This is a genomic window from Gemmiger formicilis, assembly GCF_018784445.1.
GTDB lineage: Bacteria > Bacillota > Clostridia > Oscillospirales > Ruminococcaceae > Gemmiger.
Window position 1 is genome coordinate 52,054 of the sequence record NZ_WQOH01000014.1, and the last position, 13,372, is coordinate 65,425.

Annotated in this window: 11 protein-coding genes and 6 tRNA genes; all 17 read left to right on the forward strand. The window is 59.1% G+C overall.

The window, feature by feature from the left end; genetic code table 11:
• The first annotated feature begins 114 nt into the window (after positions 1 to 114).
• Complete coding sequence (locus GPK89_RS05210; RefSeq protein WP_215691882.1) at positions 115 to 705, forward strand: ATP-dependent Clp protease proteolytic subunit; 591 nt, start codon at positions 115 to 117, stop codon at positions 703 to 705.
• 14 nt (positions 706 to 719) lie between these two features.
• Positions 720 to 2,075 (forward strand): ATP-dependent Clp protease ATP-binding subunit ClpX, encoded by a 1,356-nt coding sequence (gene clpX / locus GPK89_RS05215; RefSeq protein WP_215691883.1) that lies wholly within the window; start codon positions 720 to 722, stop codon positions 2,073 to 2,075.
• Positions 2,076 to 2,249: 174 nt separating this feature from the next.
• Positions 2,250 to 2,534, forward strand: a complete 285-nt coding sequence (locus GPK89_RS05220) for a co-chaperone GroES (protein ID WP_215691884.1) — start codon at positions 2,250 to 2,252, stop codon at positions 2,532 to 2,534.
• A 44-nt stretch (positions 2,535 to 2,578) separates the two neighbouring features.
• On the forward strand, positions 2,579 to 4,210 hold the full coding sequence (gene groL / locus GPK89_RS05225; RefSeq protein ID WP_215691885.1) for a chaperonin GroEL: 1,632 nt from the start codon (positions 2,579 to 2,581) through the stop codon (positions 4,208 to 4,210).
• Positions 4,211 to 4,326: 116 nt separating this feature from the next.
• Entirely contained in the window at positions 4,327 to 4,788 is a 462-nt protein-coding gene (locus GPK89_RS05230; protein WP_215691886.1) for a VanZ family protein, read from the forward strand.
• 28 nt (positions 4,789 to 4,816) lie between these two features.
• Positions 4,817 to 6,418, forward strand: a complete 1,602-nt coding sequence (locus tag GPK89_RS05235; RefSeq protein WP_215691887.1) for a peptidoglycan D,D-transpeptidase FtsI family protein — start codon at positions 4,817 to 4,819, stop codon at positions 6,416 to 6,418.
• 247 nt (positions 6,419 to 6,665) lie between these two features.
• Complete coding sequence (locus GPK89_RS05240) at positions 6,666 to 7,649, forward strand: diacylglycerol/lipid kinase family protein (RefSeq protein WP_215691888.1); 984 nt, start codon at positions 6,666 to 6,668, stop codon at positions 7,647 to 7,649.
• Positions 7,642 to 10,092 (forward strand): endopeptidase La, encoded by a 2,451-nt coding sequence (lon, locus tag GPK89_RS05245; RefSeq protein ID WP_215691889.1) that lies wholly within the window; start codon positions 7,642 to 7,644, stop codon positions 10,090 to 10,092. Before GPK89_RS05240 ends, lon begins: the two co-directional genes overlap by 8 nt.
• Before the next feature lie 71 nt (positions 10,093 to 10,163).
• Positions 10,164 to 10,760 carry a ribosome biogenesis GTP-binding protein YihA/YsxC gene (yihA, locus tag GPK89_RS05250; RefSeq protein ID WP_215691890.1) on the forward strand — a complete coding sequence of 199 codons (597 nt, stop codon included), beginning with the start codon at positions 10,164 to 10,166 and terminating at the stop codon, positions 10,758 to 10,760.
• Between the two features lie 3 nt (positions 10,761 to 10,763).
• Positions 10,764 to 11,522, forward strand: coding sequence for a class I SAM-dependent DNA methyltransferase (locus tag GPK89_RS05255; protein WP_215691891.1), 759 nt, complete (start codon positions 10,764 to 10,766; stop codon positions 11,520 to 11,522).
• Entirely contained in the window at positions 11,523 to 12,434 is a 912-nt protein-coding gene (gene hslO / locus GPK89_RS05260; protein ID WP_215691892.1) for an Hsp33 family molecular chaperone HslO, read from the forward strand.
• Between the two features lie 106 nt (positions 12,435 to 12,540).
• Positions 12,541 to 12,616 (forward strand) — tRNA-Gly (locus GPK89_RS05265).
• A gap of 6 nt (positions 12,617 to 12,622) precedes the next feature.
• Positions 12,623 to 12,698: transfer RNA gene (locus GPK89_RS05270), tRNA-Val, on the forward strand.
• A 5-nt stretch (positions 12,699 to 12,703) separates the two neighbouring features.
• Positions 12,704 to 12,780: transfer RNA gene (locus GPK89_RS05275), tRNA-Asp, on the forward strand.
• Between the two features lie 3 nt (positions 12,781 to 12,783).
• Positions 12,784 to 12,859 (forward strand) — tRNA-Phe (locus GPK89_RS05280).
• Positions 12,860 to 12,895: 36 nt separating this feature from the next.
• Positions 12,896 to 12,971: transfer RNA gene (locus GPK89_RS05285), tRNA-Gly, on the forward strand.
• Positions 12,972 to 13,003: 32 nt separating this feature from the next.
• Positions 13,004 to 13,075, forward strand: a tRNA-Cys gene (locus GPK89_RS05290).
• The last annotated feature ends 297 nt before the right edge of the window (positions 13,076 to 13,372 follow it).

Below are 13,372 nucleotides of genomic sequence, written 5' to 3' on the forward strand. Positions count from 1 at the left end.
CCCCGCGGCATCCGTAAACATTGAGTAAAAGGGCCGGTACGGTGCGCAGCTTTGCCGCCGTATCGGTTCCTTTATCATCACCACATTTTTATGACACCAAGGAGGGAAAACCCAATGAGCCTTGTACCCTATGTTGTCGAGCAGACTGCGCGCGGTGAGCGCAGCTATGACATTTTCTCCCGCTTGCTCAATGACCGTATCATTGTGCTGAGCGAGGACGTCAACTCCGCCTCCGCCAGCGTTATCGTGGCACAGCTTTTGTACCTTGAAGGCCAGGATCCGGAGAAGGATATCTACTTTTATATCAACAGTCCCGGCGGCTCGATCTCCGACGGCATGGCCATCCATGACACGATGAACTACATCAAGTGCGATGTCTCCACCATCTGTGTCGGCATGGCGGCCTCCATGGGCTCTTTCCTGCTGGCCAGCGGCACAAAGGGCAAGCGCTTTGCACTGCCCAACTCGGAAATCCTCATCCACCAGCCGCTCATCGGCGGACAGGGCATTTCCGGCCAGGCCACGGATATCAAAATTCACGCTGACCACATCGTGCGCATCCGTGAAAAGATGAACACGCTGCTCAGCCAGTACACCGGCCAGCCGCTGGAGACCATCACCCGCGATACCGAGCGCGACAACTATATGACCGCGCAGCAGGCGAAGGAGTACGGCCTGATCGACGATATCCTCTATAAACACTGATTCGGGGGAACAACATGGCAAATCAAACGTCCGGTAAGGACGGAAAAGGACGCGAGCTCGTCTGCAGCTTCTGCGGACGCTCTCAAAATGAGGTGGAGCAGCTGGTCATCGGCCCCGGTGTCAACATCTGCAAGGACTGCCTGGATATGTGCTGCAACGCCCTGTATAAGGATGGCGAGCGCCCGGCCCCGCCGCGCGCCGGTATGCCACCCCGGGATCGCCGCCGCAGTGCGCCGCAGCCCGGTGCCGACTACGACTATGACCCGCTGGAAAGCATCAACATCCTGACGCCTGCTGAGATCAAGGCAGGCCTTGACCAGTATGTCATCGGCCAGGATGCCGCCAAAAAGGTGCTGGCAGTCTCGGTCTACAACCACTATAAGCGCATTCTCTCCGGCCAGAACAGCGACGTCGAGCTGCAAAAGTCCAACGTCCTGATGCTCGGCCCCTCCGGCACCGGCAAAACGCTGTTGGCCCAGACGCTGGCAAAGATGCTGAACGTGCCTTTTGCCATCGCCGACGCCACGACCCTGACCGAGGCCGGTTACGTGGGTGAGGACGTCGAGAACATCCTGCTTAAACTGATTCAGGCGGCAGATTTTGATATTCCCCGCGCTGAGATCGGTATTATCTATGTGGACGAGATCGACAAGATCACCCGCAAGAGCGAGAACCCCTCCATCACCCGCGACGTTGGCGGTGAGGGTGTGCAGCAGGCATTGCTGAAAATCGTCGAGGGCACGGTCAGCAATGTGCCGCCCAACGGCGGCCGCAAGCACCCGCAGCAGGAGTTTATCCAGATCAACACGAAGAACATCCTGTTTATCTGCGGCGGTGCGTTTGACGGGCTGGAAAAGCTCATCCAGAAGCGCACTGACAATGCCAGCATGGGCTTTGGCAGCCAGCTTCGCACGACGCTCGATAAGGACGAAACGCGCCAGAAACTGCTGAAAAACGTTGAACCGGACGATCTGGTCAAGTTTGGCCTTATCCCGGAGCTTATCGGCCGTCTGCCGGTCGTGACCGTGCTGGACCCGCTGGACGAGGAAGCCCTTGTCCGCGTGCTGACCGAACCGAAAAACAGCATTGTGCGCCAGTACAAGGAGCTGCTGCACCTGGATAACGCCGAGCTGGTCTTTACCGACGCGGCACTGCACGCCATCGCCAAAAAGACGGTGGAGCGCAAGAGCGGCGCACGCGGCCTGCGCAGCGTCGTCGAGGAACTGCTGATTCCGATTATGTACGACATTCCTTCCGACGCGACCATCACCAAGGTGACGATCGACGCCGACACGGTGGAGGGCGGCCAGCCCCACATCGAGCATGGCGCTATGCGCCCGCGCTACAAAAGTTTGACGGAACAGCAATAAAAACTACCTGCACCGGAGCCGAAACGCCCCGGTGCATTTTTGTTCACAAAAATTTTATATAGAAAACACTTGATTTTTTACAGCAAAGTGGCTATTATATATTTAGCACTCAGAGAGAATGAGTGCTAAACTAAAAATATAAAGAGAAATCTTTTATAGGGAGGAACTTCCACTATGAAAATCAAACCTCTTGCAGATCGTGTTGTTATCAAACTGGTCGAAGAAGAAGAAACCACCAAGGGCGGCCTGATCCTGTCCGGCTCCGCCAAGGAAAAGCCCCAGGTTGCCGAAGTCATCGCTGTCGGCCCCGGCGGCAATGTGGACGGCAAGGAAGTCGAGATGATCGTCAAGGTCGGCGACAAGGTCCTGACCAGCAAGTACTCCGGCACCGAGGTCAAGGTCGACGGTGAGGAATGCACCATCGTCCGCCAGAGCGACATCCTCGCGGTTGTGGAATAATTTGATTTTTCAGTAATTCTTTCAGATAAAAGGAGAGATTCATTATGGCTAAACAGATCAAGCAGGGCGAGGACGCCCGCAAGGCCCTTTGCGCTGGCATCGACCAGCTGGCCAACACCGTCAAGGTTACCCTCGGCCCCAAGGGCCGTAACGTCGTGCTGAGCAAGAAGTTCGGCAGCCCGCTCATCACCAACGACGGTGTCACCATCGCCAAGGAAATTGAGCTGAAGGACGAGTTCGAGAATATGGGCGCACAGCTCGTTCGCGAAGTCGCCACCAAGACCAACGATGCTGCTGGTGACGGCACCACTACCGCTACCGTTCTGGCTCAGGCTTTCGTCAACGAGGGCATGAAGAACGTTACCGCCGGTGCCAACCCCATGGACATCAAGCGCGGTATGCAGAAGGCCGTCTCTGCTGCGGTTGAGGCCGTCAAGGAGCACAGCCAGAAGGTCAACGGCAGCAAGGATATTGCTCGTGTCGGCACTGTTTCTGCCGGTGATGCTGAGATCGGCCAGCTGATTGCTGACGCGATGGAGAAGGTCACCGCCGATGGCGTCATCACCATCGAGGAGAACAAGACCACCGCCGAGACCTACACCGAGGTCGTTGAGGGTATGCAGTTCGACCGCGGCTACGTGACCCCCTACATGGTCACCGACACAGAGAAGATGGAGACCGTCTACGACGACTGCTCCGTCCTGATCACCGACAAGAAAATCAGCGTCTTCCAGGATGTGGTCCCTCTGCTTGAGCAGGTCATCCAGTCCGGCCGCAAGCTGCTCATCATTGCTGAGGATGTCGAGGGCGATGCCCTGTCCAACCTCATCATCAACCGTCTGCGCGGCGGCCTGAATGTTGTTGCCGTCAAGGCACCTGGCTTTGGCGATCGCCGTAAGGAGATGCTGCAGGATATCGCCACCCTGACCGGCGGCACCGTTATCAGCAGCGACCTGGGCTATGAGCTGAAGGATGCCACCATGCAGCTGCTGGGCCAGGCTCGCCAGGTCAAGGTCACCAAGGAGAACACCACCATCGTCGGCGGTGCCGGAGACAAGCAGGCTATCGCAGACCGCGTTGCCCAGATCCGCAGCCAGATCGCTGTTGCAACCTCTGACTTCGACCGTGAGAAGCTGCAGGAGCGCCTGGCCAAGATGGCCGGCGGTGTTGCCGTCATCAAGGTTGGCGCTGCTACCGAGGTCGAGATGAAGGACAAGAAGCTGCGCATCGAGGATGCTCTGAACGCGACCAAGGCCGCTGTTGAGGAAGGCATCGTTGCTGGCGGCGGTACGGCCACCATCAACGCCATCCCCGCTGTCGACAAGCTGGTCGGCGAGCTGGAAGGCGATGAGCGCACCGGCGCCAAGATCGTCCGCAAGGCGCTGGAAGCTCCTCTGCGCCAGATCGCTGCCAATGCCGGTCTGGAAGGCAGCGTTGTTATCGACAACATCCTGAAGGCCAACAAGCCCAACTACGGCTTCGACGCCCAGAAGGAAGAGTACGTTGAGGATATGATCGAGGCCGGTATCGTTGACCCGACCAAGGTCACTCGTTCCGCTCTGGAGAACGCCGCCAGCGTCGCCGCGATGGTTCTGACCACCGAGAGCTTGGTCGCTGACCTGCCCGAGCCGCCGGCTCCGGCTGCCCCGGCCCCTGACATGGGCGGTATGTACTAATTCAGCCCAAAAGCAAGCACAAGGTCGAAGTCTTGGCGACAAGGCTTCGGCCTTTTTGTATAGACCCAAGGCGGTAAAACGTGGTATAATAACCAAAAACAGCGGGGGAGGCAGCCATGAAACAACGGATGAAATACGCGGCGCTGGCCTTCACGCTGGGGCTGATGGCACTGATTTTCTACTTTTCGGGCCAACCGGCGGCGGACTCCTACAAACTCAGCGAGACCGTGACCGAGACTGTGCAGACGGATGGTATCTCGTTTTTGTTGCCGCTCTGGTTCGATGCCGAGAACTTCCACGCGAACCTGCGCAAGTGGGCGCATGTGGCGATTTTTGCCGCGCTTGGTGTAGGCATGGCCCTGACTGTGCACAGCTGGCTGTCCGGGCTGACGCTGCGCCGGCAGGGAATGCAGGCGGCGGTGCTGTGTGTGCTGTATGCGGCCAGTGACGAGCTGCACCAGTATTTTGTGCCCGGCCGCGCCGCCCTGGTGGGGGATGTGGTGATAGATGCCTTGGGCATCCTGCCCGGCGTGGCGGGGGTGTGCCTTTTGGTCTGGCTGCATCAAAAGCAACGCTGATGCCCATACTCCCACCGGGGGTGAGGGTATGTCTCTGCGGCGGTTTTATGGGCTTTGCGGGGCGTTGGTTTTTCTGGCGGGGGTCGTGCTCTGCCGCACCTACTGGGTGGGGCAGCAGGCCGCCTATGCCGCCAGCGCAGGCGGCCAGACCGTCCAGACACTGGACTTGCCCCGGGCCAGGGGCGATTTCTACGACCGCAACGGCCGCAAACTGACTGGCACGCAAACGCAGTATTACGCGCTCTGCATCCCCGGCGACGATGGCTACACGGCGCTGTTTCCCTATGTTTCCTACGAAAAGCAGGGCGTGCTTTACGACCGCCGTAACCTGGCCGCGCCGTTCCTGATTGAAGTCAGCCGCGACCTGACCGGGCGGGGCATCGCCACCTGCGCGGTGCCTGCGCATACGGTGGATATTGCGCCGCATCTGCTGGGCTACCTCGACGGCGAAGGCCGCGGCGTCGCCGGGCTGGAACGCGCCTACGACGCGCTGCTGACGGCCTCCGGCGATAAGCGCACCGTCAGCTGCGTGCTGGCGGCGCACAGCGGCCTGATGGCGGGGACAAGCCCTGTATGGGCTACGAGGAAAGAAGGCACTGGGCAGGGCGTGCAGCTGACACTGGACGCCGACTTGCAGCGCGCCTGTGAGGCGCTGGCGGCGCAGCTTATGCCGCGGGGGTGCATCCTCATTATGGACGCTGCTACAGGCGAGGTGCTTGCCAGCGTCAGTGCGCCGACGTTTGACGCACAGGATGTGGCCGCCAGCATCCGCGCCGACGATACTTCGCTCATCAACCGCCCATTTGCTGCGTTCAGCGCTGGATCGGTGTTTAAAGTGGTGCTGGCCGCAGCTGCCTATGAACAGGGCTTGGACTGGTTCACCCACGACTGCACCGGTGAAATCGTGGTGGCGGGGCAGACCTACCGCTGCGCCCAAGGCCGCGCCCACGGCGAAGTCAACCTGCGCGGTGCGCTGGAAGAAAGCTGCAACACCTATTTTATCAAACTGGGCCAGCTGTTGGGGGCAGAAGCCATCCGGGAAGAGGCAGAACACTTCGGCTTTGGCACAGCGGTACAAATTGCCCCGGGCCTGGCCGCAGCTGCCGGTACGCTGCCGGACGCGGAGACGCTGGAAAACCCCGGCCAGTTGGCAACGTTCAGCTTTGGGCAGGGGTCGCTGACCGTGACGCCGCTGCAAATCACCGCCATGATGAACACTGTTGCCAACGGCGGGGTGTATAGGACACCTGGCTTTGTGCAGGGCATCACCGGGGCCGATGGTATGTTGACCGACCCGGCGGCAGCGGAGAGCGCCCCGCGTACCGTCTGTGACGCCGCCACGGCCCGGGTGCTGCGCAGTATGCTGGCCTCGGTGGTGACGGATGGCATTGGCCATGACGCCCAGCCACGCCATGGTACAGCGGGCGGCAAGACTGGCACGGCCCAGACCGGCCAGTACAACGCCGACGGTGAGGAGCTGTTGAACTATTGGTTCACCGGCTTTTACCCGGCTGATGCGCCCCAATATACCATCACGGTCATGCAGGACGGTATCTTGAAGCCCGAAACCTCCAGCGCCGCCCTGTTTGAGCGAATAACGGAAATTCTGGATGTGTGGGCGGGGTACTAAGCCTTCTCCCCTCGGGGAAAGGTGGCCCTGCAGGGCCGGATGAGGGGCGCGTGTCCCATGGCAACCCCTTTATGGGCAAACATGGCAAGACCGCCCCTCATCAGTCCGCTTCGCGGACAGCTTCCCCCTCGGGGAAAGCCATTTATTGCATCCAATTTCCCCCAGGGTATTGCACTTTTGCGGTAAAAAAGCTACAATAATTATTATCTGTAAACCACAATGGCCTGGTGCTGAAAGGGACAAACCGATGCAGCCTGTATTCATTATAAATCCAACGGCGGGCAAGCTGGATGCCAGCGTGGCGCTGATTCCGCAGATCCACGCCGCCGCCAGCCGCGCCGGGGTAAAACCCATCGTGGAGATCACCCGCCGCCCGGGCCATGCCTGCGACCTGGCCGCCAAATATGCCGCCAGCGGGGAAGAAGTAGCCCTATACGCCTGCGGCGGAGACGGCACGCTGAACGAAGTTTTACAGGGCGTCATAGGCTGCCCCAATGCCGCTGTGGGCTGTGTGCCCTGCGGCAGCGGCAACGACTACGTGCGCAACTTCGGAACCCAGGCACAGTTTTTGGATATCGATGCCCAGTTGGCGGCAAAGCCGTTCGCGGTGGATCTGATTCAGACGCCCCAGGGGTACGGCATTGATATCTACGCTGCTGGCATTGACGCGCAGGTGGCAAACGGTATCCCCAAGTGGCGGCGCGTACCGCTGTGCGGCGGCACGACCGCTTACACGCTGTCGATCCTTGAAGCCATCTGCAGCACCTTCAAGCACCGTCTGCGCATCACGGCGGACGACCGCCGGCTGGAAGATACCTTCATGATGCTGGCGGTCTGCAACGGCCAGATGTACGGCGGTGGCTATTGTGCCGCGCCCCACGCCAGCATGGCGGACGGCCTGTTGGACGTGGTGCTGCTGAAACCCATCCCGCGCTTAAAGCTGCCCGGCCTGCTGGGCGGCTACAAAAAGGGTGAGCACCTGGCGGCAGGCGATGCCGTGACAGAAAAATTCAAACCCTACTTAACGTTTTTCCGTACAAGCAAAATTGACATAGAGGTGCTGGACGGCAACCCGCTCATCACGACGCTGGACGGTGAGTGTTCGCCCCAGCTGACGATGCACGCGGAAGCTGTGCGCAGTGCGGCGCATATTTTGCTGCCGCCCGCTTTGGCCGAAACCGCAAACAAGACGCCTGTTCTGGCAGGCTATGGGAGAGTAACGAATGTCTGAAAAAGTAAAAATCAAGATTGCCCGCAATGTGGTACATCTGCCGGCCATCGCGCTGCGCGGGCTGGTGGTGTTCCCGAACAACGTTGTCCACTTTGAGGTGGGCCGCACCAAGTCCATCGCCGCCATCGAGGCCGCCATGCACGCCAACAGCAGCGTGTTCCTGATCGCCCAGCGGGAAATGGACATCGAAGAACCGACCATCCGCGACCTGTACACCTACGGTGTCATTGCCGAGATCAAGCAGGTGCTGCGCGTCTCCGACGATCTCGTCAAAGTCCTGGTCGAGGGCAAGACCCGCGCCCGCCTGCTGGAACTGGATGCAGGGGAGAAGTATTTGCAGGCCACCGTGCGCCCGGTCGCGGTGCGCGGCATTGCTGCCGACAAGCGCAACCAGGTCGAAGCCCTTGTCCGCAGCCTGAAAGACTGCTTCGAGGAATACCTCTCGTACAGCCCGCAAATCTCCAAGGATGTTGTCTATAACATCATTTCTTCCGACTCGCCGCTGTTTTTGAGCGAGTATATGCCCGCCAACCTGCTGTTCAAGTATGAGGACAAGCAGACGATTCTGAACGAATCGACCCTGCTGGGCCGCCTGGAAAAGCTCTTGACCCTGCTGCGGCAGGAGTGCCAGATCATGGATATCGAGCGCGACCTTGACGATAAGGTCAACGCCCGCATGGACAAGGGCCAGCGCGAATACTACCTGCGCGAGCAGATGAACGTCATCAGTGAGGAACTGGGCGACGCCGAGGACACCCGCGCCGAGGCCGATACATACCGCGAGAAAGTCAAGGCGCTGAATCTCGATGAGGAATCCACGGAAAAGCTGCTGAAAGAATGTGATCGCTTGGCCCGGATGCAGGGCAGCAGCGCCGAGAGCGGCGTCATCCGCAGCTATCTGGACGCCTGCCTGGCCCTGCCGTGGCATACCGCCACCGAGGATGACCTCGACCAGGCCCACGCCCGCAAGGTGCTGGACCGCGAGCACTACGGCCTGCAAAAGGTCAAAGAGCGCATCCTGGAGCTGCTGGCCGTGCGCAAGCTAAACCAGGACGTCAAGGGCCAGATTATCTGCCTGGTTGGCCCTCCGGGCGTCGGCAAGACGAGCATTGCCCATTCTATTGCCGAGTGCATGAACCGAAAGTTCGCCCGCATGAGCCTGGGCGGCGTACACGATGAAGCGGAAATTCGCGGCCACCGCCGCACCTACATCGGTGCCATGCCCGGCCGCATCATCAGCGCCATCACGACGGCAAAGTCCACGAACCCGGTTATTCTGCTGGACGAGATCGACAAACTGGCAGGCGACTACAAGGGCGACCCTTCCAGCGCCCTGCTGGAAGTGCTGGATCCCGAGCAGAACCGCACGTTCAAAGACAATTACCTGGATATTCCGTTCGATTTGAGCGAGGTGCTGTTCATCACGACGGCCAACGATGCCTCCACGATTCCGGGCCCGCTCTATGACCGTATGGACGTTATCGAGCTGCCCAGCTACACCCGCACCGAGAAGTTCAACATTGCCAAGCGCCACCTGCTGCCCAAGCAGCTGAAAAATAACGGCCTGGAAGGCCGTGTGACCCTGACGAACAGCGCACTGTACGCCATCATCGACGGATACACCCGCGAGGCCGGCGTGCGCAACCTGGAACGCACTGTGACTTCTGTGCTGCGCAAGTGCGCCCAGAAGATCGCAGCAGGAGAGGCTGAAAAAATCAGTGTCTCCGCCGCCACGGTTCGGGAACTGCTCGGCCCCGAAAAGGTCAAGCCGACCTTTATCTCCCGCAAGGACGCCGTGGGCATTGCCAACGGCCTGGCCTGGACCAGCGTCGGCGGCGAGATGCTCCCCGTTGAGGTCGCCGTCATACCGAACGGCAGCGGCAAAATTGAAATTACCGGCAGCCTGGGCGACGTCATGAAGGAGAGCGCCCAGTTGGCCGTGACCTACGCCAAGGTCCACGCCGAGGAATACGGCATCCCCGCTGATAAGTTCAAAAACACCGACCTGCACATCCACGCCCCCGAGGGTGCCGTGCCCAAGGATGGTCCCAGTGCGGGCGTCACCCTGACCACGGCCTTGGTGTCGGCGCTGTCCGGTATCCCGGTGCGCCACAACCTGGCCATGACCGGCGAGATTACGCTGCACGGCAATGTGCTGCCCATCGGCGGCTTGAAGGAAAAGAGTATGGCCGCCTTCCGCGAGGGTATCTCCACCGTGCTCATCCCCAAGGACAACGCGAGCGACCTGTATGAGGTCGACGCCGAGGTCAAGGAGAAGGTGCAGTTCATCCCGGTCGCCAATCTGTCCGAGGTGCTGAAACACGCCCTTGTGCGGTCGGGCCGCACACCTGCCCGGGCTGCCCGCGGTGTACCGCAGGCAACCTCCCTCATCGCCAACGAAAAGCCCGCCGACGCCCACAAGGAACCCACGGCGGTGATGTAAATGATGTGCTGCAGGGGGCGGCACCCTCGACGCCCCGCAATGCACCACACACCTGAACAAAAGGAACACCCATGAATTACAACAACAGCGAATTTCTCGCGTCCTACGGCCTGTCCCGCCAGCTGCCGGACAGCGACCGCCCCGAGATCGTTTTCTCTGGCCGCTCCAACGTCGGCAAGTCGAGCCTCATCAACAAGCTCTGCAACCGCAAAAAGCTGGCCCGCGTCAGTGCCACGCCGGGCAAAACGGCCACCATCAACTTTTACCACGTCGATACGGCCTACTTCGTTGACTTGCCCGGCTACGGTTATGCCAAGGTTTCCAACGCTGAGCGCGAGCGGTGGGACGACTTGATCAACAGCTACTTTGAGGCGGACAGAGCCGTCTGCCTGCTGGTGCAGCTGCTGGACAGCCGCCATGCCCCCAGCGCCGACGACGTGCAGATGCTTGAGTACCTGCACTACCACCGCATTCCCTTTGTGGCGGCGCTGACCAAGGGCGATAAGCTGAAAAAGAGCGAGATGGCCACCCGCAAGGAAGAATTTGAAAGAATCTGCGCCCCTTACGGCTGCCAGGCCGTTGTGCTGACCAGCGCCGAGAACGGCCTGGGTATGGACGAACTGCGCGCTCTGCTGGAAGCCAGCATGGCAGCAGAGGACGAGGATTGACCGATGGCCTACAACGAGTTTGCCTATTTTTACGATGAGTTCAACGGCGAGGCCGACTACGACGCGCTGTACGGCTATGTGACCGATGAGCTGAAAGCCCATGGTGTTGCCGACGGCATCCTGGCAGACCTGGGCTGCGGTACCGGTGATTTGACGCTGATGCTGACCCAGGCCGGGTACGATGTCATCGGCATCGACCGCTCGGAGGAAATGCTCAGCGTCCTGCGGGAAAAGGCCGACGAGCTGGGCCTGACTGGCCGTCTGCTGCTGTTAAAGCAGGACCTGCTAGACCTGGACCTGTACGGCACTATCCGCGCGGCGGTGTCCACCTTTGACACGTACAGCCACATCGGCCCGCTGGACAATTTTGAAAAGGCCATCCGCAAGGCGGCCTATTTTATGGAGAAGGGCGGCGTGTTCATCTTCGATTTGAACACCCCCTACAAGCACCAAAAAATCCTGGCCGGGCAGACTTTTGACATTGAGGCTGAGGACGCCGACTGCCATTGGTCCAACCGCTATGACGAGACCGCACAGCGGGTGGATATCACCATCGATATCGACTACCACGAGACAGGGGAGCACTTCCGTGAGCAGTTCAGCGAGTACAGCTATGCACTGGACACTGTGACCGCCCTGCTGGAAAAGTACGGCTTTGCAGTGGCTAAAATGGCCGACGGCGAGAGCTTCGGCCCTGTACGCGCCGACAGCCCGCGCTGGATCTTCACGGCTGTCAAGCAATATACACAAGAGGTACAATAAATGGAACAGAATCATAATATGCTGCGCGGTATCTCCGAGAACGGCGGCATCGTATTTTACGGCGTAGATTCTACGGAAATAGTCCGCGAAATGGAGCGTCTGCACAAGACCAGCGCTGTTACCACTGCTGCGTTGGGCCGCCTGTTGACCGCCGCGTCAATGATGGGCATTATGCTCAAAAGCACCCAAGACTCGGTGACTTTGCAGATCAAGGGCGGCGGCCCCGCAGGCCGTTTGCTGGCTGTCTCCGACGGTACCGGCAATGTCAAGGGCTATGTGGAGCACCCAGTCGTGGAGCTGCCCCCGCGGGCGGACGGCCACCTGAACGTGGGTGCAGCCGTCGGCAAAGACGGCACGCTGGATGTTATCCGCGATTTGGGCATGCGGGAGCCATACATCGGCCAGGTGCCGCTGACCTCTGGCGAGATTGCCGAGGACGTCACGACCTACTTTGCCATCAGTGAGCAGGTCCCCACTGTCTGCGCCCTGGGCGTGCTGGTGGATAAAGACCTGAGTGTGCGCTGCGCAGGCGGCTTCATCGTGCAGCTGCTGCCCGGTGCGACCGAGGAAGAAATCGAACATCTGGAAAAGAACATCAAGGCCATGCCCAGTGTGACTACGATGCTGGAAGAGGGCAAGAGCGTCCGCGATATGCTGGAGCTGGCTCTGGCCGGTTTCCAGCCCGATATCCTGGACAGCTACCACGTGACCTACAAGTGCGACTGCGGCTTGGAGCGTGTGGAAAAAATGATCCGCTCCCTTGGCAAAAAAGAAATCGAGCGTATGCGCGACGAGGACCCCATTGCCGAGGTGAACTGCCAGTTCTGCAACAAAAATTATAAGGTGGACCTGAACGAACTGCTCAAAAACTGGCCTGCCATCGATGAAAAAGCTGCGGACGAAAACGCATGAAAAACTTTGAAAAAAGTTCGCAAAAAACGCTTGACTTTTCTGCTCACATAGTATATAATAACATGCGTCGCCCGGAGAGAGCGACTGAGCAAAAACTCTCCAATATGCGGCCGTAGCTCATCTGGTAGAGCGCCACCTTGCCAAGGTGGAGGTAGCGAGTTCGAGCCTCGTCGGCCGCTCCATTATGGGGAAGTTTAGCTCAGCTGGGAGAGCATCTGCCTTACAAGCAGAGGGTCAGCGGTTCGAGCCCGTTAACTTCCACCAAATGTGGCCCGGTAGTTCAGTTGGTTAGAACGCTAGCCTGTCACGCTAGAGGTCGTCAGTTCGAGCCTGATTCGGGTCGCCATTTGCCTCTGTAGCTCAGTCGGTAGAGCAGGGGACTGAAAATCCCCGTGTCATTGGTTCGATTCCGATCGGAGGCACCATTTTCTTGTATGTTCTTCGCAAAGAACATACACCATGCGGCCGTAGCTCATCTGGTAGAGCGCCACCTTGCCAAGGTGGAGGTAGCGAGTTCGAGCCTCGTCGGCCGCTCCAAAAAAACAGCAGAAAGCAATTTCTGCTCATATGGTGACGTGGCCAAGTGGTAAGGCAAAGGTCTGCAAAACCTTCATTCACCAGTTCAAATCTGGTCGTCACCTCTTCAAGACTTGCAAATTCTGCGATAATTCGTGGAAATGCAGGTCTTTTTCTTTTTTGAAAAATAGCCTGTGTTGTGATGCGATGCTTGTATCGGCACGGAAATTGGCAAGAAGCCCGCATGGAGCATATTTACCCCAACGCCAAAAAAGTGACCAAGGCAGAATAAATCCCATATTTTCCCTTGCGCTTTTGCTGGAAAACAGGTATAATATTCTCTGGATAAAAGGGAGTAAGGGGCGTACTTTAGTTGAAAAACGGGTGCGCTGTGCTGCAGCGACACCCCCGGCAGAAATGCC